The organism is Micromonospora sp. WMMA1976 (genome assembly GCF_027497335.1).
In the GTDB taxonomy this organism is placed as follows: Bacteria; Actinomycetota; Actinomycetes; order Mycobacteriales; family Micromonosporaceae; genus Micromonospora; species Micromonospora aurantiaca.
Window position 1 is genome coordinate 517,275 of the sequence record NZ_CP114912.1, and the last position, 22,415, is coordinate 539,689.

Below are 22,415 nucleotides of genomic sequence, written 5' to 3' on the forward strand. Positions count from 1 at the left end.
CTCGCGGACGATCGGCGGCCGCTCAGGTCCGCCCGGACGACCAGGAGCAGAAATGATCGAGACCAGGGGGTTGCGGAAGTCCTACCGCTCCCGCGCGGGTCGCGAGACGAAGACAGTGGACGCGGTCCGCGGCGTGAACCTCGACGTCGCAGCGGGGGAGATCTTCGGCTTCCTCGGGCCCAACGGCGCCGGCAAGACCACCACGCTGCGGATGCTCGCCACGCTCATCGAGCCGGACGGCGGCGAGGCCACAGTGGCCGGCGCCGACCTGCGCAAGGACCCGGCCGAGGTGCGCCGCCGGATCGGCTACGTCGCCCAGGGCGGCAGCACCTGGGACGAGTCGAGCGCCCGCGAGGAGCTGGTGCTCCAGGCCCGCCTCTACGGCATCGGCAAGGCCGACGCGCACCGCCGTGCCGAGCGCGCGCTCGAAGCCTTCCAGCTCACCGAGTACGCCGACCGCAAGTGCAAGACCTACTCCGGCGGTCAGCGCCGGCGCGTCGAGATCGCGCTCGGCATCATCCACGAGCCGAAGATCGTCTTCCTGGACGAGCCGACCACCGGCCTCGACCCGCAGAGCCGCGCGCACATGTGGGACGAGATCCGCCGGCTGCGTACCGAGGGAATGACCGTCTTCATCACCACGCACTACCTGGACGAGGCGGACGCGCTCTGCGACCGCATCGCGATCATGGACCACGGCGAGGTGGTCGCCGAGGGCACACCGGCCGAGCTGAAGCGGGAGATCTCCGGCGAGGTAGTGATCGTCGGCCTGGACGCCCCGAGCACCCCGCGCGCCGCCGAACTGCTCGACACCGAGGCGTACGTGAGCAAGCTGGAGACCGTCGACGAGGGCGGCCTGCGTCTCTACGTCGACGAGGGCGCCACCGCCATCCCGCAGGTGTTGCGCCGCCTCGACCACGCCGGGCTGGACCTGCGCTCGATCGAGCTGCACCGCCCCAGCCTCGACGACGTCTTCCTCACCAAGACCGGCCGCTCGCTGCGCGAGTCCTGACCCCCGGAGAAGCTGTCATGAAACTCGCCCGCGACACCTGGCTGATCTTCCAGCGCCAGACGCAACTGCTGCTGCGCAACCCGGTGTGGATCTTCGTCGGCGTCTTCCAGCCGGTGATGTACCTGCTCCTGTTCGCCCCGCTGCTCAAGCCCGCGCTGAACGCGCCCACCCAGGCCGCCGCGTACAAGATCTTCGTACCCGGCCTGCTCGTGCTGCTGGCCATCTTCGGCGGCCTGTTCCAGGGCTTCGGCCTGATCGCCGAGCTGCGCGCCGGCGTGATCGAGCGCTCCCGGGTCACCCCGGTCAGCCGGCTCGCCCTGCTGCTCGGCCGCTCGCTGCGCGACGTGGTCTCGCTGATCGCGCAGGCGATCATCATCACGCTGCTGGCGCTCGCGTTCGACCTGCGCGTGTTCATCGGCAACCTGCTCCTGGCGTACCTGATGCTCGCGCTCATCGCGCTGATGACCTCGGCCGTCTCCTACGGCATCGCGCTCAAGGTCAAGAGCGAGGACGCGCTCGCCCCGCTCATGAACACCGTCGCGCAGCCGGTGCTGCTGCTCTCCGGCATCCTGCTGCCGCTCACCTTCGCCCCCGGCTGGCTCCAGGGCGTGGCCAAGTGGAACCCGTTCTCCTGGGCGGTCGAGGGCACCCGCGCGCTGTTCAACGGCGACCTCGGCAACGACCGGGTGTGGCAGGGCCTCGGCATCATCGCGGTGCTCGCCGCCGCAGGCGTGTTCTGGGCCGCCCGCCAGTTCGCCCGCAGCGTCCGCTGAGCAGGGGGAGAGCTACCTCTCAGCAAGGGCGGGGCACCGGCCGGGCGCGCGTAGCGTGGGCCGGTGCCCCGCCTCACCCGTGACCGGATCACCTGGCTGACCTACGCCCAGCTCGGTCTGTGGGGCTTCTTCCTCTACGGGTTCGGCCCGGTCGTACCCCTGCTCCGCGACGAACAGGGCACCAGCGCCGCCGTCGCCGGCCTGCACAGCACCGGCATCGCGGTGGGCGCGCTCGCCGGCGGCGCGCTGTTCGCCCCGGTCGCCCGCCGCCTCGGCCGTGGCCCGGCCATCTGGCTCGGCCTCGCCGGCGTCGCCGCGGGCGTGACCGCGCTCGGCCTGCTCCGCCCGCTGCCGGCCACGCTCGCCGCCGTCGCGGTCATCGCCACCTTCGGCATGATGGTCGTCAGCGGCGTGAGCGTGGTGCTCACCGCCCGGCACGGCTCCGCCGCCCCGGCCGCGCTCACCGAGGCCAACGCGGCCTGCGCCGGCATGGGCATCCTGGCGCCGCTGACCATCGGCGCCACCGTCGACGCCGGCCTCGGCTGGCGACCCCTGATGGCCGTCGAGGTCGGGCTGATCACGCTCGTCGCGCTCGCGGCCCTGACTTTCCGGGTACGCGTGCCGAAACGCGCCCCCGCTGACGCGGCTGCCGGCACGCCCGTCCCCGTGGCCGCCGCCACCCGGGTGCCGGCCGTCCCCGCGTCCGGGGTGCCCGAAGCCGTCGTGCCCGCTCCCGTCGTGCCCGCTCCTGCCGTGCCCGCGTCTGCCGTGCCCGCCTCCGGGGAGCCCGTTTCCTCCGGCTCCGGGGCGGCGGGGCGGTTGCCGCGTGCGTACTGGATCGCCTGGGTCCTGATGTCGGTCACCGGGTCGATCGAGGTCTGCCTGTCGCTGTGGACAGCCGACGTGCTGCGGACCCACGCCGGGCTGAGCGCGGGCGGGGCGTCGGCGGCGGTCGCCGCGATCGTGTGCGGCATGTTCGCCGGCCGGATCGCCGGTGGCCGGGCCGCGCTGCGCTGGGCGCCGGTGCCGCTGCTGCTCGGCGCGCTCACCGTCTCGATGGCCGGGTTCGCGCTGTTCTGGGGCAGTACGGTCGGCTGGCTGGCGGTCACCGGGCTGGTCGTGCTCGGGCTCGGCAACGCGCTGCACTACCCGTTGGCGATCTCGATCGCGCTCGCAGTCGCAGGCCCGGCCGCCGACAAGGCGGCGGGCTGGTCCGCGTACTCGATGGGTGTGGGTTTCGGGATCGCGCCGGTGGCGCTCGGGTGGGTGGCCGACGGCCTCGGCCCGCACCCGGCGTTCCTGCTGCTGCCCGCGTTCATCGCGGTGGCGGTGCTGCTGACGGTGCGGCTGGGACGTGCCCTGCCCCCGCCGGTCCGCGCGGCTTGATCGACTCCACTACGGCGAGGTGGTGGTATCCGGTGCTCGGGGTTGCCGCCACCTCGGCGAGGTTGTGTTCGGTCGGCTCAGAGCACTCGGGCGAGCGTGACGCCGTCGGCGATCGGCAGCATGACCGCCTCGACGCGGACATCAGCGATGACCGCGTCGTTGAACGCGGCGATCGCCCGGTCGTCGGCGTTGCGCGGGGCGAGCACCCGGCCGTCGCGCAGCGTGTTGTCGACGGCGATCACCGCGCCGGGACGCATGCGGGGCACCAGCTCGTCCCAGTAGATCGGGTAGCCGACCTTGTCCGCGTCGATGAACGCGAAGTCCAGGTAACGCTCGCGGGGCAGCTCGCGCAGCGTCTCGGCGGCCGGGCCGATGCGCAGCTCGATGCGGTCCTGCACACCGGCGCGCTGCCAGTAGCGCCGGGCCACGCCCGTGTACTCCTCGGAGATGTCGAAGCAGGTCAACCGGCCGCCCTCCGCCAGCCCCCGGGCGATAGCCAGCGAGGAGAGGCCGGTGAACGTGCCGACCTCGACCGCCTGCCGTACGCCGAGCAGCCGGGTCAGGAACGTCAGGAACGCGGCCTGTTCGGGCGCTACCTGCATGACCGCCTCGGCGGGCAGGGCCGCCCGGGTCTCCTCGGCCAGTTCCTGGACGATCTCGTCCGGGGCGGACCCGTGGGCCACCAGGTAGGCGTGCAGTTCCGGGGTGAGCGGCAGCGGCTTCGTGGTCATGTCCGGACGTTAGCCGAGATGTTCGATCTCCTGGCCCCCGGGCGCGATCTTCGTCCACAGGTCGACGACGCTCAGCTCCACCTCGGCGAGCAGCCGGCGCAGCAACGGCAGGGACAACCCCACCACCGTGCCCGGATCACCCTCGATCCCGGTCAGGAACGCCCCACCCAGCCCGTCGATGGTGAACGCGCCGGCCACGGCCAGCGGCTCGCCCGTCTCCACGTACGCGGCGATCTCCTCGTCGCTGATGTCGGCGAAGTGCACAGTCGTAGAGGCGACGGCCTCGGCGCGGGACTCGTGCGTCACGTCGATCAGGCAGTGCCCGGTGTGCAGGACGCCGCTTCGCCCGCGCATCCGCTGCCACCGCCGCGTGGCGTCCGCCGCGTCGTCGGGCTTGCCGAGGATCTCACCGTCGAAGGCGAGCACCGAGTCGCAGCCGAGCACCAGCGTGCGCTCGTCCGGCGAGGGCCGCAGCCGATCGCGTACCGCCTGCGCCTTCAGCCGGGCCAGTTCCAGGCACAGATCCTCGGCCCGATCGCTCACCACCTGCGACTCGTCCACGCCGCTGACCAGCACGTCCGGCTCGATCCCGGCGGCCTGGAGCAACTTGCGGCGGGCGGGGGACTGCGAGGCGAGCACGAGGCGCACCGGTACGGAGGTCGACACCCCGCCGACGCTACCGGCTGACCCTCGGCGGCGGGTCGTCGGCACGTCGGCGCCGCCGCCAGAACAGGTAGCCGCCGCCCGCCGCCACCAGCATACCCAGGGTGGCGAGCCCGCGTACCGTGCCGGCGCTGTCACCCTTATCGGGTGCTGCCTCCGCCGACGCGGGTGGCGTGACGTTGGAGGACTCGAAGCCGAGCGGCGGCACGTCTGCGGTGAGCGCGGCGACCAGGTCGATGACGCCGTAGCCGTACTGGTCGTCGCGACCAGGTGGTCCCTTGTCGACGGCGGTGGCGGTCAGGCGGTGGGCGACTTCCTGGGCGGGCAGATTGGGGTACTTGGAGCGGATGAGAGCAGCAGCCCCGGCAACGATCGCAGTCGCGCTGGACGTCCCCGTGCCCTTCGAGTACTTGCCGTCGTAGCTCGTGCTGTAGATGTCGACAGCAGGCGCAACCACATCAATCTCCGGGCCGCTCACCGAAACGGGGGCATGTTCTCCGCTGCGGTCAACGCCTCCAACTGCGATCACACCTGCTGCGCTGGCCGGGTATCCAACGTACCCGTCTTCTGGCCTATTTCCGGCCGCCGCAACGACTACAATATCGGCCAATAAGGCCGCTCGGATTGATCGAACTAGTTCCGGGCTCGATGCGCCACTGCTGGAAATGCTAATGACAGTCGCATTCTTTGCGATAGCAAAATCAATTCCCGCTGCCAGATCATCCGGCAGTCCCGTATTCTCTGCCCCAGACGACTGGATTGGGAGAATTTTTGCACGGGGTGCAATCCCAACCGCTCCTGTCCCATCGCTCTGGCCGTGGGCGGCAATAAGGCCAGCCATGCCCGTGCCGTGGCTGTTTTTGTCGTCGCGGCCATCCCCGGTTGCACCCTGGACTGTGGTAGTGCCCGGTAGCAGGTTGTTGCGTAGGTCTGGGTGAGGGGCGACGCCTGTGTCGGGGACCGCGACAAGGACTCCCTCGCCTTGAGCTATTGAATTAGCGACGTCTGACTTCAAGTAACGAAGGTGCCACTGGTCCGCTCTTACGCGGTTGCCCGGTTCGTCAGCCGATTGAGATGGAATCTGGCGCCCTGGCGCCACGATGGCCAGGACTAAGAGAGCGGCCGCGATTGATCGCGTCACGCTCACCGGTCGAAACCGATTGCAGGACCTGGGTCTATCGGTCCACTGTCGTCGGGGGGACGCATGACTGGATCGACGCCTCGGCTCGTCTCCCAAGGATGATCGGCGTCCCAGACTGGCTTGCCTTCGCTGTCAGGATCCCGTCGGCTCCTAGGATTCGCTGATGCTGAGGGGGAGCCGCCAATCGGGAAAGGGCCCGCTCCGGGCGGTACGGTCCGCCCAGTTCCCGGCCTGGATCCTGCGGCGCCGCTGGGGGCTGTGCCTGCTCCGCCCCCACCAATTACTCCACCCACCGGGTTGACCCGCCGCGGAGCGCTTGGCGCTGGTTGGCTGATGCCTTGGCTCGGGGGTACTCCAACAAATCCGTTAGGTAGAGCTGGACGCCCAGTGCTGCCTGAAGGTGGGCGAGACGTCCCCACGTCACTTGTGGGAAGGTTCGGCTGTGCGGGTGCTGCCGAGCGGTGAAATGAGTTTCGCCCGAGGTTTGCCGTTGGTGAAAGGCCGATCTGCCCTCCAACCCCAGTCGTGGGATGGAGGGCTTGGCTGATCGGTGGCGATGGCGCCAGCGGCGGGACTGGCGCTGCCCCGGGTCCGGCCCCGCCCAATATCGGTCCAACGTTGCTCGAAGGTGTTGTCGGTGACTTGGCCGCTGATGGGGAGATCGTCGATGGCTTGGCGGGTGACCGTCGTGCTGAGGCCGGAACCTGGACTGGCGCAACCGGTGGGATGACCGGCGGGACCTCGCCGTAGGCGTCGGGATCGCTGATCTGGCGGCCTGGGCGGATTGGTGTGGGTGGGCGCTGGAGCATGACCTGGGCGTGCTGGAGTTCGCCGCTCAACCCCGTCATCAACCCGCGCGCCCGTACGTTCAACTGCTCCAGGTCGTCGTCCGTCACCGGGGGCCGCTCCGGCAACCGGCTGCCCGCAACCGCCTTCGGGTCGGCGATCGTCGCCTCGTACGCCTGCTTCTGCCGCAGCTTCTTCGCGTACTCCTCGTGCAGTGGTTGCAGCTCGGCCCGCGCGCTGCCGATGGCCCGGGCGGCGGCCGCCAGCGCGTCGTAGTTCGCGGCGGCCGCGTCGTGGGTGCGCTGCACGCGCTCGATGAGCTGGTCGAGTTCGGCGATGTACGCCCGCGCGGCGGCGTTGGTCTCCGGTGGCCACGCGTCGGCCAGGCCGCGCCGGTATTCGCGCAGGCGGCTCAGGTGGGCCAGGGCGAGGTCGCAGACCTTGCGCCAACCGGCGACCTGCTTCCACTGGCCGGCGGTGTCCTGGTCCTGCACGCACGCCCACATGCTGAGGACGTCCATCAGCCGCCAGTCGGTCAGCCCGGAGGTGCGTCCGCTGCCCCGTTCGATCACGGCAGGATCACCCGGCTCTGTTCGGGGGCGGTGGGGTCGGCCAGTGGCGGCATCGGGCGGGCGACGGTGGCGGACGGCCCGGCGAGCGCTCGTTCCACGTCGGCCACGCGGGCGGAGGAGAACGCGTCGGCGTCGCCGTAGCGGGCGGCGATCCGCCCGGCGGCGTCGGCGAGCCGGCCGGTCGCCGGTGCGAGATCCCAGACCGCGCTCACCGCGGCGGTCTGGGTGTCGTGGTGGGCCTGGAGGAACTGGACCAGCTCGATGAAGGCGTCGGCCGGGTTGGGCACCGGCGCCTTCATGTCGTCGGCGATGTAGGACAGGTGCGGCGAGTAGTTGCGCGTCACCTCGTCCTGGAGGCGGTCGGCGAACTCCCGCATCTGTCGGATGTCGGCCTCGATGCCGCCGTAGCCGCGCAGCCAGCCGGCTGGCTGGTTGTCCTCCGGGATCATCGGAGCCTCCTGCCCGTCACCACACGGTTTCCCTGAGTGAGGTTAATGGCTCGACGCTGATCCCGGCAGCCCCGCCCCGTCGCCGCGAGCGGGAGGTGAGGTCAGCGGGGGAGGCCGGAGGCCCGCCACGCGCCGGGGCCCGCGACGTGCCCGGCCAGGGCGGGGCGTGCGCTGCGCGCCCACTGCGACACGGGGGCCGGCGCGGCGGCCTGGGCCGGGCGGGTGCGCACCACGATCGCGCCGACCAGAGCGGCCAGCTCCTCGGCGGTGGGCACGCCACGGACGATCCGGAACAGCGGCTCCTCGGCAGACATGACCCAAGGGTACGCGTCGCGAATTCGACCTTCGCCGTACAGTGGCGTGCCGACGGTGTGGGCGTCGCAGCGGCCGGGTACGGTTCTCTGCGATGTCGAACGCGCTCCCCCAACTCGTCGCCGACCGGTACCGGCTTCTCACGCCGCTCGGCCAGGGCGGCATGGGCCGCGTCTGGAAGGCGCGGGACGAGGTGCTGCACCGGGACGTGGCCATCAAGGAACTGGTCCCGCCCCCCGGCCTCACCCCGGAGGAGCGCCGCGAGATGCGCGAGCGCTCGCTGCGTGAGGCGCGGGCGATCGCCCGCCTCAACAACGTCAACGTGGTCCGCATCTTCGACGTGCTGCGCACCGACGGCGATCCGTGGATCGTGATGGAGTACGTGGCGTCGAAGTCGTTGCAGGACACCATCGCCGAGGACGGCCCGGTCAACCCGGCCAAGGCGGTCGAGATCGGCCTCGGCGTGCTGAACGCGCTGAAGGCCGCGCACAAGGCCGGCATCATGCACCGCGACGTCAAGCCGGGCAACGTGCTGCTCGGCGAGGACGGCCGCGTGGTGCTCACCGACTTCGGCCTGGCCACCATCCCCGGCGACCCGAACGTGACGCGTACCGGCATGGTGCTGGGCTCGCCCGCGTACATCTCGCCGGAGCGTGCCCGCGACGGCACCGCGGGTCCGGAGGCGGACCTGTGGTCGCTCGGCGCCACGCTCTACGCGGCGGTCGAGGGCAAGTCGCCGTACGCGCGCCCGTCGGCGATCGCCACGCTCGCCGCGCTCGCCACCGAGCCGATGCCGCCGCCGCGCAACGCCGGGCCGCTCAAGCCGGTGCTCCAGGGCCTGCTGCGCAAGGATCCGGACGAGCGGATCACCGCCGAGGTCGCGGAGCGCATGCTGCGCAAGGCCGCCGGCCGTCGCGCCAAGAGCATCTCGCTGCTGGACGGCGTACGCCGGCCCGGGCCCAACGGTCCGCGTGTGCCGCGCCCGCCGCTGGTGCCCGCGCCGCGCCCGGCCGACCAGGCCGAGCGATCGGCGGGCGCCGCGTCCGGGGTCGCCGCAACCGGAGGTACGGCGGCAGCCGCCGACCCGACGGCGAAGGTGCCGGCACCCACCTCGGACGCCGGGCCCACCGCGGTGACCCCGCCGCCCGCCGACCCGACGGCGAAGCTCGACCCGGCGCCCTCGGCCGACGAGACGCTTGTGGACGACGAGGCGCGGGTGGACGGCGTCGACCCGGCGCTGGACGAGACGCGGCTCGACGGCGAACCGGTCGCCGACACCCCGGCGCCGGTGAGCCCGGCCGTGACCGGCTCCGCGCCGGTCAGCCCGGCTCCCGTGCAGGAGGCGTCGTCGACCGGCCGGGCGACGGTGCTGCCGGTCGAGAAGTCCGCGCCGAACCGGCGCAACCTGCTGATCGGCGCCCTGGTAGTGCTGCTGCTCGTCGGTCTGGTGGTGGCTGTGCCGCTGCTGAACAACGGTGACGACGGCGGTGAGCCGACTGCCGGCACCTCGGCGTCGGTGGCGCCGCCGCCCGCGCCGAGCGAGAGCGCGTCGCCGAGTGCCCCGGCGGCGAGCGCGTCGGCCAGCCCCACGCCGTCGGCCAGCCCGTCGGCGTCCGGGGCCGCGTTGCCGGCCGGCTGGCGCCTCTACACCGGCCCGAACGGCTTCAAGGTGCCGATCCCGAACGGTTTCGAGGCGCGGGTCCGCAGCGACAACGTCGTGCTCTACGAGGTCGGTGGCGCTCGGCGGGTGCTGTTCATCCAGTGGACGCCGAACCCGAAGCCCGACGCGTACGCGGACTGGAAGGGCCAGGAGCCGAGCCGGCGTAACTACGTGCGCAACTACAAGCTGGTCGGCATCACCAAGTGCGACGGCTACTACCGCACCTGCGCCGACTGGGACTGGCTGGAGACCCGCGACGACGGCACCCGCTTCCACGTGCGTAACCGGGGTGTGGCGACGGCCAGCAACAGGGGCTTCGCGCTGCGCTGGGAGGTGCCCGCGAAGGACTGGGACGCCAACCTGGCCAACTGGGAGATCATCACCAAGGGCTTCGTGCCGGACCGTCAGAACTGACCGGGAATCCCGCCGCTCACGAAACTCGCTCGCATGGCTTTCCGTCCTCGGGGGTATGAATCCCTCCGACGACGGAAGGAGGCGCGACATGGGTTACCGACGGAGGTACACCGGCCCGCGGCTGGCACTGTGGATGCTCGTTGCGCTCGGCGACGTCGTACTGCTCCTGATCAGCGCCGGTCTGTCCGCGCCGGTCGCGGTCCTCGGCGTGCTGACGCTCACGGTAGTGGGCGTGGCGGCGTGGCGCCTGACGCGCCGCACGCCGGTGCCCGTCCCGGCCACCGCGCGCCGCAGAGCCTGACCTCGGGGTACGACGACAGCGGGACCGCCTCGTGACGAGGCGGTCCCACTTGTGTCGCACGTACGTCAGGCGGTGTTGTTCGCCAGCGCGATCAGCCGGCTGCGGTCACCGTTCCAGTAGTTGCGGTCGACGTTGCCGCTGATCCCGGAGACGGCGCCGGTGCTGGTGTACTGCCAGAAGCTCCACACCGGGGCGCCGGCCGGCAGCGTGCCGGGCGCGCTGGCCCAGCGGGCGAGCCACAGCGGGTGGTTGGCCCACGGGCCGGTCCAGCTGCCCGTGCACTGGTTCCACCAGCTCGTGGTGGTGTAGATGACCGCGTACCGGCCGGTGCGGGAGCGGTAGGTGTTGAGGAAGTCCTGGATCCAGTTGCGCATGCCGGTGGTGCTCAGGCCGTAGCAGTAGCCGCCGCTGTACGGGTTGCCCTCGATGTCCAGCGCGGCGGGCAGCGTACGGCTGTCCGCCGACCAGGCGCCACCGTTGCTGGCCAGGTAGTTGGCCTGGGTGGAACCGGCGGAGATGTTCGGCCGGGCGAAGTGGTACGCCCCGCGGATCACCCCGGCGTTGTACGCGTTGACGTAGTTCGCGTTGAAGTTCGGGTCCTTGTAGCTCGTGCCCTCGGTGGCCTTGATGAAGGCGAACTGGATACCCGAGTTGCGCACGCTGGTCCAGTTGATGCTGCCCTGGTAGCGGGAGACGTCGATCCCGGGCGTGGTCGCGGCGGCGGCCGGTCCGGCGGTCGCCACGAGGGCCACGGCCGCGGTGGCGGCGGCGGCCAGGCCGGCGGCGAGAAGCCGGCGTACGGAGAGTCTGGTGCTGGGCATGGTTGCCTCCAGAGGGACGTCCGTCTATTGACGCCCATCTTTGGAGCTTAGTGCCCTAGATCGCAATAGGGGGAAAGGAAATTTTCATCGACGGCCGTCGTTCGTCCAGGTGGCGCGACGGATGCGGGTCAGCGCAGGTCGCTCGGGTCCATCGCCCAGCGGAACGGCTCGGTGACACTCAGCGTCTCGCCCGCCTTGGTGACGGCATCCTCGACGTAGTGCGCGCCGCCGAGCCGGTGCAGCAGCACGCCGGTCGAGCGACACGGCTCGGGGCGGTAGGCTCCCCGCCCATGCCCCTGATCGACGGTCTCACCACGCTCTGGGACACGCTGACCAGCGCCCAGCCGGACCCGCCGCCGCTGCTCGTGGTGGTCACCGCCGTGGTCGCGCTCGCGGTGGTCGTGGCCCGGCTGCCCTGGCGGATCGCCCGCAACGCGGTGACCATCGCGCACGAGGGCGGCCATGCGCTCGTCGCGTTGCTCACCGGCCGGCGGCTGCACGGCATCCGGCTGCACTCGGACACCTCCGGGCTGACGCTGTCCGCCGGCCGTCCCACCGGGCCCGGCATGATCCTCACGCTGCTCGCCGGGTACGTCGCGCCGTCGCTGCTCGGCCTCGGCGGCGCGTGGCTGCTGGCCGGGAACCGGATCACGCTGCTGCTCTGGCTCGCGGTGGCGCTGCTGCTGGGCATGCTGGTGATGATCCGCAACCTGTTCGGCGTGCTGTCGCTGCTGGTCACCGGCGGCGTGGTGCTCGCCGTCTCCTGGTACACCTCGCCCGAGGTGCAGGCCGCGTTCGCTTGGACGTCGGTGTGGTTCCTGCTGATCGGCGGCGTACGGCCGGTGTTCGAGCTGCACCGGCAGCGCGCCCGGGGCCGGATGCCGCAGTCCGACGCCGACCAGCTCGCCCGGATCACGCCGTTCCCGGCGCTGTTCTGGGTGGGCCTGTTCCTGCTGGTGAGCGTGGGCGCACTCGCCGCCGGAGCGCTGCTGCTGGCCGGCCCGATCCTCGCCGACACGGGCCTCACCGCCTGACCGAGCCGAACCGCATCTCGTCCCGGAGCGGACCGCCTCGCGACAGGGCAGAATCGGACCGTGCGATACGTGATCATCGGAGCGGGCGCGGTCGGCGGCACCATCGGCGTACTCCTGGCCGACGCCGGCCACGACGTGACGCTCGTGGCCCGCGGCGCGCACCTAAACGCGCTGCGGGAACGGGGTCTGACGCTGCGCACGCCGGACCGCGAGGTGACGGGCCGGCTCCCCGCGGTGGCCGGTCCGGACGGGCCGCCACTGCCGGCGGACACCGTGCTGGTCCTCACCGTGAAGTCGCAGGACACCGTGGCGGCGCTCGACACCTGGGCGGACGCCCCGGTCGAGGGCGGCGGAACGGCGGGCGAACGGCTGCCGGTCGTGCTGGCGCAGAACGGCGTGGCGAACGAGCCGGCCGCGCTGCGTCGCTTCGCCCGCGTGCACCCGGTGTGCGTGTGGCTGCCCGCCACCCACCTGGAGCCGGGCGTGGTGGTCGCCAACGGCCATCCGCATCCGGGCATGCTGCACATCGGCCGCTACCCGACCGGCGCCGACGACACCAGCCGCGCGGTCGCCGCCGACCTGACCGCGGCCGGGTTCGTCGCGCCTGTCCGGGACGACGTGATGCGCTGGAAGTACGGCAAGCTGCTCGCCAACCTCGGCAACGGCCTCCAGGCCCTGCTCGGCCGGGACGTGCCCGAGCCGCTGTCGAAGCGGGTACGCGCAGAGGGAGAGGCGGCGCTCGCCGCGGCGGGCATCGCCCACACCACTGTCGAGGAGGAGGCCGCCGAACGGGGCGACCTGGTGTCGCACCGGCCGGTCGGCGGCGAGGAGCGCTCCGGCGGTTCCACCTGGCAGAGCCTGGCCCGTGGTGCCGGCTCGGTCGAGACCGACCACCTCAACGGTGAGATCGTGCTGCTCGGGCGCCTGCACGGCGTACCCACCCCGGCCAACGCGGCCGTGCAGACCGCGGTCCGCCGGGCGGTCCGCGACCGGATCCCGGCCGGCGGCTTCCCGCTCGGCGAGTTGGAGAAATTGCTCGGCTGAGCGGGCAACCCGCGCCGCGCCGCCAGGCGTGTCCCCTCACGAACACGGGGAGGTGGCAGGTGCCCGACAGCGACGGGTTCGACGAGTTCTACCGGGGCAGCCGACAGCGGCTGCTCGGCTTCGTCTACGTGCTCACGGGTGACCTCGCCGAGGCGCAGGACGCCGTGCAGGAGGCGTACATCAGGGCCTGGCAGCGGTGGTCCACGGTGCGCGGGTACGACGACCCGGAGTCCTGGGTGCGGGTGGTGGCGAGCCGGATCGCGGTGAGCCGCTGGCGCAGCCTGCGCAGCCGGGCGCGCGCCTACCTGCGGCACGGCGCGGTGGCGGACGTGCCGGCGCCGAGCACCGAGACGCTGGACGTGGTCGCCGCGCTGCGCCGGCTGCCCGAGGCCCAGCGCACCGCAATCGCCATGCACTACCTGCTCGGCATGCCGGTCGCCGAGGTGGCGCGCGAGACCGAGGCGCCGATCGGCACCGTCAAGGCCCGGCTCTCCCGGGGGCGGACCGCGCTCGCCGGGCTGCTCGCCGTGGTGGACCTGGAAGAGGAGGCGGCAGATGCCTGACGACGTCGCACTCGTGGAGTTGCTGCACCGGGATCTGCGCAACGTCACCTGGCCGGAGCCGGAGGCGATCCGGGCCACCGCCCGGCGGCGCAGCCGGCGCTCCGCCGCGCTCGCTGCGGCTTCGGTGGTGGTCGTCGCGGCGCTCACCGCGACGCTCGTGGACCGGGCCGGCGCGCCGCCACCGCCCGCCGCCGGTGCCGTCGACGGGCGGGGGGAGATCGTGGCCGAGGCGATGCTGGAACCGGCCGACGTCCCGGTACCGACCGGTGAACGGCTCGGCGAGACCGGCCTCGACGAGCCGGTCCGGGTCGACGACCTGCTTCAGGTCTGCGCCCGGGAACAGGGGCGGCCGGCCGAGGAACCGCGCTCGCGCTACTCACGGGGGCAGACCCTGATGGAACCGCCGACCGAGCCCGCTACGACCATCGGATCGGTCCTCACCCAGGACGTCTACCGGATGGAGCCAGGCGAGGCGGGCCGGTTCGTCACCGACCTGGAGGGCACTGTCGCGGCCTGCGGGGCGTGGCGGACGACCGGCCAGGCCTACACCGAGCGGGGGATGGTCAGCGCGGATGTCGTGCACCGCTGGTACGTCGCGGCGACCGGCTTCGCCGGAGACCAGGCGCTGCTGCTGCGGCACGAGGCGAGCGTGCCGCCCGACGAGACGACCGGCTGGCCGCCCGGCTACGCGCCGTTGTTCGAGGACCGGCTGGTCGTACGGGTGGGTGACCTCGTGACGGTGCTGATCCCGTCCGGCCGGCTGCGGACCGACCTGCCCGAGGGCCAGGTGCCCGAGGCCAGGGTGACCGAGGAACAGGTGCGGCAGATGGCGCAGGTCGCGGCCGAGCGGATGTGCGTGGCCGCGAACCCGGGCTGCTGACGCCGGTGCCCCCGCCGCCTCAACGTCGGGGGCACCGGGCCGGCTACAGCGGGATGTTGCCGTGCTTCTTCGGCGGCAGCGTCTCGCGCTTGGTGCGCAGCACCCGCAGCGCCCGCACGATCTGGGTACGCGTCTCGTGCGGCGGGATCACCCCGTCCACGTAGCCGCGCTCGGCGGCGATGTACGGGTTGGCGAGCGTGTCCTCGTACTCGGCGATCTTCTCGGCGCGGACGGCGGCCGGGTCCTCGGCGTTCGCCAGCTCCGAGCGGTAGAGGATGTTCACCGCGCCCTGCGCGCCCATCACCGCGATCTGCGCGGTCGGCCAGGCGAAGTTCAGGTCCGCGCCCAGGTGCTTGGAGCCCATCACGTCGTAGGCCCCGCCGTACGCCTTGCGGGTGATGACGGTGACCTTCGGGACGGTGGCCTCGGCGTACGCGTAGATGAGCTTCGCGCCGCGGCGGATGATGCCGTCCCACTCCTGGCCGGTGCCGGGCAGGAAGCCGGGCACGTCGACGAAGGTGAGCACCGGGACGTTGAACGCGTCGCAGGTACGCACGAACCGGGCCGCCTTCTCCGACGCGGCGATGTCGAGCGTGCCGGCGAACTGCATCGGCTGGTTCGCCACCACGCCTACCGGGCGTCCCTCGACGCGGCCGAAACCGACCACCATGTTCTGCGCGTACAGCGGCTGCACCTCGAGGAACTCGCCGTCGTCGAGCACGTGCTCGATGACCCGGTGCATGTCGTACGGCTGGTTCGCCGAGTCCGGGATCAGCGTGTCCAGCTCGCGGTCCTCGTCCGTGACGTCGAGGATCGCCGGCGCGTCGAAGACCGGCGGCTCGTCCAGGTTGTTCGACGGCAGGTACGACAGCAGCGCCTTCACGTACTCGATCGCGTCCTCCTCGTCGGTGCCGAGGTAGTGCGCGTTGCCGCTGCGGGTGTTGTGGGTACGGGCGCCGCCCAGCTCCTCCATGCCCACGTCCTCGCCGGTGACCGTCTTGATCACGTCGGGGCCGGTGATGAACATGTGCGAGGTCTGGTCGACCATGACGGTGAAGTCGGTGACCGCCGGGGAGTAGACGGCGCCGCCCGCGCACGGGCCCATGATGAGCGAGATCTGCGGGATGACGCCGCTGGCCCGGACGTTGCGGAAGAAGATCTCGCCGTAGAGGCCGAGGGACGTGACGCCCTCCTGGATCCGCGCGCCGCCGGAGTCGTTGATGCCGACGACCGGGCAGCCGATCTTCATGGCGAGGTCCATCAGCTTGACGATCTTCTCGCCGAAGACCTCGCCGAGGGAGCCGCCGAAGACGGTGAAGTCCTGCGAGAAGACGCAGACCTGCCGGCCGTCGACGGTGCCGTAGCCGGTCACCACGCCGTCCCCGTACGGGCGGGTCTTCTCCAGCCCGAAGTTGGTCGAGCGGTGCCGGGCGAACTCGTCCAGCTCGACGAACGAGCCCTCGTCGAGGAGCATCTCGATCCGCTCGCGGGCGGTCTTCTTGCCCCGCGCGTGCTGCTTCTCGACGGCGCGTGCCGACCCGGCGTGCACCGCCTCGTCGAGCCGTCGCTCCAGGTCCGCCAGCTTGCCGGCGGTCGTGTGGATGTTGAACCCGGTCTCGGTAGTCACCCGTGGAATATAACGATGGTTCAGGTCGAAGAGGCTGTGCAGTGCGCCTCACTCGGGCCGTAGGCTGGCGGGATGCCCGGCTCGCCGTACACCGATCTGGACCGACCGCCGCTGTCGGCGGCCCGGCTGCGGCGCGCGCTGGTCGCGCCGCACGGCCCCTGGCGCCGCCTGGAACTGCTCGCCGAGACGGGCTCGACGAACGCCGACGCGGTGACCGCGGCGCGCGCCGGCGAGCCGGAGGGCCTGGTGGTGGTCGCCGAGCGGCAGACCTCCGGCCGGGGGCGGCGGGGCCGCGTCTGGCAGTCGCCGCCGCGTGCCGGTCTCGCGACGAGCGTGCTGCTGCGGCCCGGCGAGGCGGACGCCGAGCGCGGCTGGTCGCCGGTGCCGGTCACCGGGTACGGCTGGCTGCCGCTGCTCGCCGGTGTCGCGCTGGTCGAGGCGGTACGCCTGCTGGCCGAGCTGGACGCGCGGCTGAAGTGGCCGAACGACCTGCTGGTGGACGGCGCGAAGTGCGCCGGGGTGCTGGCCGAGGCGGTGCCGGGGGAGAGCGACAGGCCGCCGGCGATCGTGGTCGGTGTCGGGCTGAACGTGACGCTGCGCGCCGACGAGCTGCCGGAGAACCCGACCGGGCTGCCCGCCACCTCGCTCCAGCTCGCGGGTGCCACCGCCACCGACCGGGATCCGCTGCTGCGGGCGCTGCTGCGCGCGCTCGCCGACTGGTACGAGCGCTGGCGTGACGCCGGAGGGGACGCGGAGGCCAGCGGGCTGCGCGAGGCGTACCTGGCCCGGTGCGCCACCATCGGCCGTCAGGTACGGGTGCTGCTGCCCGACGGCAGCGAGGCGTACGGCACCGCCACCGGCGTGGACGGCGACGGGCAGCTCCTGGTCGAGACGGGCGCCGAGACGCTGCGGCTGGCGGCAGGCGACGTGCTGCACCTGCGGTGAGGGAAGGGCCCCCTGTCAACAACCACGGGTAGCCGTCCGCGCGGCCGATGCCGACCGGATGCGCCGACCGGTTACGGTCAGCGCGTCCTGTTCTGCGAGGAGGTTCCGCCGTGGCGTTCCCCGAAGACGTGCTCACCGAGGACGAGCACGTCGTGTTGCACCTGCACCCGCACTGGAAGGCCCTGATCCGGCCGGTCCTGGTGCTCGTGCTCGCCGTCGCGGCGGTCGTCGCCGGCTGGCTCCTGCTGCCCGACGGCAGCGGCGGCACGATCGCGCTCTACGCGATCGCCGTGGTCGCCCTGGCGCTGGTGCTGTGGCTGGGTCTGTGGCCGTTTCTGGTCTGGCGCACCACGCACTACCTGTTCACGAACGAGCGGGTGCTCCTCCAGCAGGGGGTGCTGTCGCGTAACCGGCGGGACCTGCCGCTGACCCGGATCAACGACCACGCCATGCACCAGCGTTTCGTGGAGCGGCTGCTCGGCTGCGGCACGCTGACCATCGAGTCGGCGGGTGAGCGTGGCCAGTCGGTGCTGCACGACGTGCCGGGCGTGGACAGGGTGCAGACGAAGCTCTACGAGCTGGTCGAGTCGCACCACGACAAGCACAGCCTGGGTGACGGCGAGATGCGCGAGATCCTGGCCGACATGACCGAGGGCAAGTCCCTGCGCGAGCAGCCCTGACCCGTCTGACGGAGAAGGCCGGCACCCCTGACCAGGGGTGCCGGCCTTCTCGTGGTTCAGCGGCGGGCGCGGCGGGGCTGGAGTTCCGCGGCGAGTTCGGCGTCCAGGTCGGCGCCGAGCGCCCCACCGAGTCCGGCGTCCGCCGGTGCGGGGCGACCACGCGGTGGCGGGAAGCCGGCCGCCCGGCCGGTGCCCGGAGCCGGTTCCTCCTCCTCCAGCTCGCTGACCGACTCGGCCAGCTCGGCCACCGGGTCCATCTCGGCGACGTTGTCCCACTCGTCACGCGGCACCGAGTGCCAGGTCTCCTCGGCGTGCTTGGGGACGGGCTGGAAGACGAACGTCCGGTAGGACCAGAAGCGGAACAGCGTGGCCAGCAGGACACCGATGGTCTTGGCGACGTTCAGCGCGAGCAGCCCGTGGACGCCGAGGCCGTACTTGGCCAGGGCCAGGACGCCGAGCTCGATGAGCAGGCCCGCCCCGTTGAAGAGGAAGAACAGGACGTATTCGCGCCGGAGTGCCGATTTCGGTCGATCACGGTACGTCCAGTGACGATTCATCAGATACGACGTGATCGTGGCGACAATCGTCGCGATCACTGTCGCCTTCAGCTGACCGTCACGGAAAACCGTGAGTGCCAGCGCATTGAACACCGCGTAATTGATGACGGTGTTGATGCCGCCGACGATGCCGAATTTGAGCGCCTCGTGGATGAACTTCTGCCAGCGCTCGGGCAGCAGACGGACTCCAGGCATGCGGAACACCTTAGGCAGTTGGCTGGGCCGGCTGGGCCCGGCGGGTCGGGATGGGCGGTTCGTCACGCCCCGGACTCTCGGTCGTGGCTCGTTGCCGGAACGGGAGGTGTTCCCGCCTCGACGAAGACGAACCGTCGGTACGACCAGAACCGGAAGAGCGTGCCCAGGCCGGTGCCGACGATGAAGCTGGCGAGGTTGTCGGCCAGGGGGGTCTGGAACACCGCGGGCCAGATCGCGCCGAGCCCGTAGTGGCTGATCGCCAGGCAGGCCACCGCGATGCCGAGGCCGACCGCGTTGAAGAAGAAGAACAGGGCGTACTCGCGGGCCGGGTTCGACCGCTGCCGGTGCCGCCACGTCCAGAACCGGTTGCCGAGGAAGGCGACTGTCGCGGCGATCACCGTGGAGATGGTCTTCGCGGCCAGCGGCGGCATGTCCCGGCCGCTGGACAGATAGTTGAAGAGGACGAAGTCCACGACGAAGGCGAGCCCGCCGACGGTGGCGAACTTGCTCAGTTCGTGGATGAGGTGACCGAAACGGTCGAGCAGTGCTCCGATCGGACCCCGGCGGGTCTGCGGAGCCCCCGGTTGGTCTCCGGTCATCGTCGCGGCCACCCGCCGAGAGTACCGGTTGTGCGGTAACCGGGCGGACTCCAACGGCGAGTCGGCCACGACGGCTTCGCCGCGGCTGTCTCGCGCGGGCCGCCCGGGTCGGAGAGGCGTCGCCCGTTCTCGATGTCCGTGAGCAGAGCGTAACGCGCTGTGCGAATCTGTGGAGCGCATCACGGAATCGTCTTTCGCGACATGTTCGTACGCTTCCCCGCGATCGGACGTCGGAGTCACTCCGGTGCCGGACCCGGCCGTCGAAGGTTCACCGCAGGATTTGCGTGAAACTGCGCGCGAAAGCGGGTATCAGATCGTGATGCCGCAGCGTGGCCGTACCTTGTGCAGTTCTTCACAACCAGTCCCACTGACTGACGAGGCAGTCCGGTTTACGCTGAGCCCAATCCCAGGTTTCCACGAGGCGGCGTACCAGCCCGCCGGAACTCGTGCACCCCATAGATCGGTCAGCGTCGACCACAAGGAGAAGTGACATGGTTGCTCCGGCTGCTGTTCGGGGTATCGATCAGGCCCCGACGTCCCACCCCAAGCTGCTGGCCTGGGTACGTGAGGTCGCGGAACTGACCACCCCCGACCGCGTGGTCTGGGTGGACGGGTCTGATGAGGAGTGGCGCCGCCTCACCGACGAACTCGTCGAGAACGGCACCCTGATCCGACTGAATCCCGAGAAGAAGCCCAACTCGTTCTACGCGCGTACCGACCCCACGGACGTCGCCCGGGTGGAGGAGCGCACCTTCATCTGCTCCGCCGACGAGGCGGACGCCGGCCCCACCAACAACTGGATGGCGCCGGCCGAGATGAAGCGGACGATGACGGAGCTGTACCGCGGCAGCATGCGCGGGCGCACCATGTACGTCATCCCGTTCTGCATGGGCCCGGTCGAGGCCGAGAACCCCATGTTCGGCGTGGAGATCACCGACAGCCCGTACGTCGTCGCCTCGATGCGGATCATGACCCGGATGGGGTCTTCGGTCCTGGAGGCGATGGGCGACGACGCCGACTTCGTGCACGCGCTGCACTCCATCGGCGCCCCGCTCGCGCCGGGCGAGCAGGACGTGGCGTGGCCGTGCAACGAGACCAAGTACATCTCGCACTTCCCGGAGACCCGGGAGATCTGGTCCTACGGCTCCGGCTACGGCGGCAACTCGCTGCTGGGCAAGAAGTGCTACTCCCTGCGTATCGCCAGCGTGATGGGGCGCGACGAGGGCTGGCTGGCCGAGCACATGCTGATCCTCAAGATCACCTCGCCGGAGGGCAAGGTCTACCACATCGCGGGCGCCTTCCCGTCGGCCTGCGGCAAGACCAACCTCGCCATGCTGGAGCCGACCATCCCGGGTTGGAAGGTCGAGACCATCGGCGACGACATCGCCTGGATGCGGTTCGGCGCGGACGGCCGCCTCTACGCGGTCAACCCCGAGTACGGCCTGTTCGGCGTCGCGCCCGGCACCGACTGGAAGACCAACGCCAACGCCATGCGGACGCTGGACCGGGGCAACTCCATCTTCACCAACGTGGCGCTGACCGACGACGGCGACATCTGGTGGGAGGGCATGGGTGAGCCGCCGGCGCACCTGATCGACTGGAAGGGCAACGACTGGACGCCGGAGAGCGAGAACCTCTCCTCGCACGCGAACAGCCGTTTCTGCACGCCGATCACGCAGTGCCCGATCCTGGCGGACGACTACTACGACCCGAACGGCGTGCCGATCGACGCGATCCTGTTCGGTGGCCGTCGCCGGGACACCATCCCGCTGGTCACCGAGGCCCGCGACTGGGTGCACGGCGTCTACATGGGGGCCACCCTCTCCTCGGAGACGACCGCCGCCGCCTCCGGCGCGGTCGGTGTGGTCCGCCGCGACCCGATGGCCATGCTGCCGTTCATCGGTTACAACGCCGGCGACTACTTCCGGCACTGGATCGAGATGGGCAAGGGCGCGGACGGCGACGAGGCCAAGCTGCCCAAGATCTACTACGTGAACTGGTTCCGCAAGGACGCCGAGGGCAACTTCCTCTGGCCGGGCTTCGGCGAGAACTCCCGCGTGCTCAAGTGGGTCATCGAGCGGCTGGAGGGCCGGGCCGAGGCGGTGGAGACGCCGATCGGCATGGTCCCGGCGCAGGACGCGCTCGACGTCGAGGGTCTGGACATGACCCCGGAGGACGTCCGGATCGCGCTGAAGGTCGACGCGGACGAGTGGCGCAACGAGCTGCCGCTGGTCACCGAGTGGTTCGAGAAGTTCGGGGACAAGCTCCCCGGCGTGCTCTGGGCCGAGCTGGACGCGCTGCGCGCCCGGCTGGACGCGGAGCCGCAGAAGTAACAGGTGTGCCTGTTGCCCGCGCCGGGCAACATCGGATGCCATGAGGACGGCCGCTGAACCTGTCGAGGTCCGGCGGCCGTCCGCCGTCCGGGCGCTCACCACGCTGCTCGCCGTGACCGCGGCGGCCACCGTCGTGGTCGAGCTGCTCAACTACTGGTACGCCCCGGAGCAGGAGTTCGGTCTGGCCGTACGCACCGGCTGGGCGATGCTCCGGTCGCTCGGCTTCCTGCTGCTGATCGGCCACGTGAACAAGGGACGGGTGGGGGCCCGGCCGTTCGGGCTGATCCTGGCGGTGACCACGATCTTCGCGGTCGGGCGGCTGATCGTGCCCCGGCAAGGGGTGCCCGCGCTGCCCGGCCTGGTCGGGTTCGCCGTGCTCACCGCGTTCTGCGTCGCCGTCGTGGTGTTGCTCTACCGCTCCGAGGCGATCCGCGCACACCTGGTCCGGCACCGCAAGGGCCTGGTCGTCGAGGGCGGGACGATCGCCTGGCGGGAGGTGGCGCCGAGGCGCCCGCAGGCGAACGGCTGGCTGCTCACCGCCCGCGTCGCGGCGTTCACCTACAGTCCGCTGATGCTCGTGCCCGCGCTGGTGGCGACGGGTGCCGTGCTGGACGGGCGGCTGGCCGCCGTACCGGCATTGATCTTCTGGTTCGGCGCCGGCATCGCGGTCAGCTACGCCGTGCTGTTCTGTACCGCCTTCCTGCTGCGTGACAAGGCGTGGGCGCGGAAGGGCCTGGTGGCCGTCACGCTCGGCGTCCTCGCGATCGACCTGCCCCTGTGCTGGTGGCTGCTCGGCACCGACGGCCTGATCCGCGACGGCGCCCCCCTGGTCACCGCCGCCGCCCTCACCCTCTGGTCCCTCAACCGAGCCACCCGCACCCCACCCCACCCCGTCGATCATGAAGTTGACGGCGATTTCGATCTCCGTTGATGCCGC

23 protein-coding genes and 1 pseudogene are annotated in these 22,415 nt (G+C 71.3%); 14 read left to right on the plus strand and 10 right to left on the minus strand.

Going from position 1 to position 22,415, the window contains the following annotated elements:
* Positions 1–52 precede the first annotated feature (52 nt).
* From O7546_RS02570 to O7546_RS02580, 3 genes are all read left to right on the plus strand, one after another.
* Positions 53–1,012 (plus strand): ATP-binding cassette domain-containing protein, encoded by a 960-nt coding sequence (locus tag O7546_RS02570; protein ID WP_269696122.1) that lies wholly within the window; start codon positions 53–55, stop codon positions 1,010–1,012.
* A 17-nt stretch (positions 1,013–1,029) separates the two neighbouring features.
* Positions 1,030–1,785 (plus strand): ABC transporter permease, encoded by a 756-nt coding sequence (locus O7546_RS02575; protein ID WP_013284036.1) that lies wholly within the window; start codon positions 1,030–1,032, stop codon positions 1,783–1,785.
* A 63-nt stretch (positions 1,786–1,848) separates the two neighbouring features.
* On the plus strand, positions 1,849–3,171 hold the full coding sequence (locus tag O7546_RS02580) for an MFS transporter (protein ID WP_281600417.1): 1,323 nt from the start codon (positions 1,849–1,851) through the stop codon (positions 3,169–3,171).
* 77 nt (positions 3,172–3,248) lie between these two features.
* Here O7546_RS02580 and O7546_RS02585 read toward each other — a convergent pair whose 3' ends face one another.
* The 3 genes from O7546_RS02585 to O7546_RS02595 are packed head-to-tail and all read right to left on the minus strand — an operon-like array spanning position 3,249 to position 5,706.
* Positions 3,249–3,902: an O-methyltransferase gene (locus O7546_RS02585; RefSeq protein ID WP_091330207.1), complete on the minus strand. Its 654-nt coding sequence runs from the start codon at positions 3,900–3,902 to the stop codon at positions 3,249–3,251.
* A 9-nt stretch (positions 3,903–3,911) separates the two neighbouring features.
* A complete protein-coding gene (locus tag O7546_RS02590) occupies positions 3,912–4,568 on the minus strand; it encodes a Maf family protein (protein ID WP_281600418.1) in 657 nt (218 codons plus the stop codon).
* A 10-nt stretch (positions 4,569–4,578) separates the two neighbouring features.
* Positions 4,579–5,706, minus strand: a complete 1,128-nt coding sequence (locus tag O7546_RS02595; RefSeq protein ID WP_281601134.1) for a S8 family serine peptidase — start codon at positions 5,704–5,706, stop codon at positions 4,579–4,581.
* Between the two features lie 807 nt (positions 5,707–6,513).
* On the opposite strand from O7546_RS02595, the gene O7546_RS30720 reads away from it, so the two are divergent.
* Positions 6,514–6,768, plus strand: a complete 255-nt coding sequence (locus tag O7546_RS30720; RefSeq protein WP_308212780.1) for a hypothetical protein — start codon at positions 6,514–6,516, stop codon at positions 6,766–6,768.
* Positions 6,769–7,060: 292 nt separating this feature from the next.
* Here the strand turns inward: O7546_RS30720 and O7546_RS02605 are convergent, their stop codons facing one another.
* Positions 7,061–7,513, minus strand: a complete 453-nt coding sequence (locus O7546_RS02605) for a hypothetical protein (protein ID WP_121684324.1) — start codon at positions 7,511–7,513, stop codon at positions 7,061–7,063.
* A gap of 101 nt (positions 7,514–7,614) precedes the next feature.
* Positions 7,615–7,827, minus strand: coding sequence for an acyl-CoA carboxylase subunit epsilon (locus tag O7546_RS02610; RefSeq protein ID WP_194798600.1), 213 nt, complete (start codon positions 7,825–7,827; stop codon positions 7,615–7,617).
* A 92-nt stretch (positions 7,828–7,919) separates the two neighbouring features.
* Here O7546_RS02610 and O7546_RS02615 point away from each other — a divergent pair, with 92 nt between their 5' ends.
* On the plus strand, positions 7,920–9,899 hold the full coding sequence (locus O7546_RS02615; protein ID WP_281600420.1) for a serine/threonine protein kinase: 1,980 nt from the start codon (positions 7,920–7,922) through the stop codon (positions 9,897–9,899).
* An 88-nt stretch (positions 9,900–9,987) separates the two neighbouring features.
* A complete protein-coding gene (locus tag O7546_RS02620) occupies positions 9,988–10,200 on the plus strand; it encodes a hypothetical protein (RefSeq protein WP_194798598.1) in 213 nt (70 codons plus the stop codon).
* A gap of 65 nt (positions 10,201–10,265) precedes the next feature.
* Here O7546_RS02620 and O7546_RS02625 read toward each other — a convergent pair whose 3' ends face one another.
* Entirely contained in the window at positions 10,266–11,021 is a 756-nt protein-coding gene (locus O7546_RS02625; RefSeq protein WP_194798597.1) for a GH25 family lysozyme, read from the minus strand.
* A 290-nt stretch (positions 11,022–11,311) separates the two neighbouring features.
* Between O7546_RS02625 and O7546_RS02630 the strand changes: the two genes are divergently transcribed.
* Genes O7546_RS02630 through O7546_RS02645 form a run of 4 tightly spaced genes read left to right on the plus strand, consistent with a single transcriptional unit; the run spans position 11,312 to position 14,542 of the window.
* Positions 11,312–12,055 carry a M50 family metallopeptidase gene (locus tag O7546_RS02630; protein ID WP_194798596.1) on the plus strand — a complete coding sequence of 248 codons (744 nt, stop codon included), beginning with the start codon at positions 11,312–11,314 and terminating at the stop codon, positions 12,053–12,055.
* Between the two features lie 60 nt (positions 12,056–12,115).
* Entirely contained in the window at positions 12,116–13,099 is a 984-nt protein-coding gene (locus tag O7546_RS02635) for a ketopantoate reductase family protein (protein WP_194798595.1), read from the plus strand.
* Positions 13,100–13,158: 59 nt separating this feature from the next.
* Complete coding sequence (locus O7546_RS02640; protein ID WP_194798594.1) at positions 13,159–13,662, plus strand: SigE family RNA polymerase sigma factor; 504 nt, start codon at positions 13,159–13,161, stop codon at positions 13,660–13,662.
* Complete coding sequence (locus tag O7546_RS02645) at positions 13,655–14,542, plus strand: hypothetical protein (protein ID WP_194798593.1); 888 nt, start codon at positions 13,655–13,657, stop codon at positions 14,540–14,542. Before O7546_RS02640 ends, O7546_RS02645 begins: the two co-directional genes overlap by 8 nt.
* A 43-nt stretch (positions 14,543–14,585) precedes the next feature.
* Here the strand turns inward: O7546_RS02645 and O7546_RS02650 are convergent, their stop codons facing one another.
* Positions 14,586–16,169 (minus strand): acyl-CoA carboxylase subunit beta, encoded by a 1,584-nt coding sequence (locus tag O7546_RS02650; RefSeq protein ID WP_013284052.1) that lies wholly within the window; start codon positions 16,167–16,169, stop codon positions 14,586–14,588.
* A gap of 72 nt (positions 16,170–16,241) precedes the next feature.
* On the opposite strand from O7546_RS02650, the gene O7546_RS02655 reads away from it, so the two are divergent.
* Positions 16,242–17,114, plus strand: coding sequence for a biotin--[acetyl-CoA-carboxylase] ligase (locus tag O7546_RS02655; protein WP_194798592.1), 873 nt, complete (start codon positions 16,242–16,244; stop codon positions 17,112–17,114).
* 110 nt (positions 17,115–17,224) lie between these two features.
* Positions 17,225–17,794 (plus strand): PH domain-containing protein, encoded by a 570-nt coding sequence (locus O7546_RS02660; protein WP_194798591.1) that lies wholly within the window; start codon positions 17,225–17,227, stop codon positions 17,792–17,794.
* Between the two features lie 56 nt (positions 17,795–17,850).
* On the opposite strand, the gene O7546_RS02665 is transcribed toward O7546_RS02660, so the two are convergent.
* The 3 genes and pseudogenes from O7546_RS02665 to O7546_RS30725 form a co-directional block, all read right to left on the minus strand.
* The gene (locus O7546_RS02665; RefSeq protein ID WP_269696128.1) at positions 17,851–18,546 is read right to left on the minus strand and encodes a GtrA family protein; all 696 of its coding nucleotides are present in this window, start codon (positions 18,544–18,546) and stop codon (positions 17,851–17,853) included.
* Positions 18,547–18,608: 62 nt separating this feature from the next.
* Positions 18,609–19,145, minus strand: coding sequence for a GtrA family protein (locus O7546_RS02670; protein WP_194798954.1), 537 nt, complete (start codon positions 19,143–19,145; stop codon positions 18,609–18,611).
* 260 nt (positions 19,146–19,405) lie between these two features.
* Positions 19,406–19,501: pseudogene (locus tag O7546_RS30725) on the minus strand (GtrA family protein); the annotation flags it as partial.
* A gap of 135 nt (positions 19,502–19,636) precedes the next feature.
* Here O7546_RS30725 and O7546_RS02675 point away from each other — a divergent pair.
* Complete coding sequence (locus O7546_RS02675) at positions 19,637–21,478, plus strand: phosphoenolpyruvate carboxykinase (GTP) (RefSeq protein ID WP_194798589.1); 1,842 nt, start codon at positions 19,637–19,639, stop codon at positions 21,476–21,478.
* 40 nt (positions 21,479–21,518) lie between these two features.
* A complete protein-coding gene (locus O7546_RS02680) occupies positions 21,519–22,409 on the plus strand; it encodes a hypothetical protein (RefSeq protein ID WP_194798588.1) in 891 nt (296 codons plus the stop codon).
* The last annotated feature ends 6 nt before the right edge of the window (positions 22,410–22,415 follow it).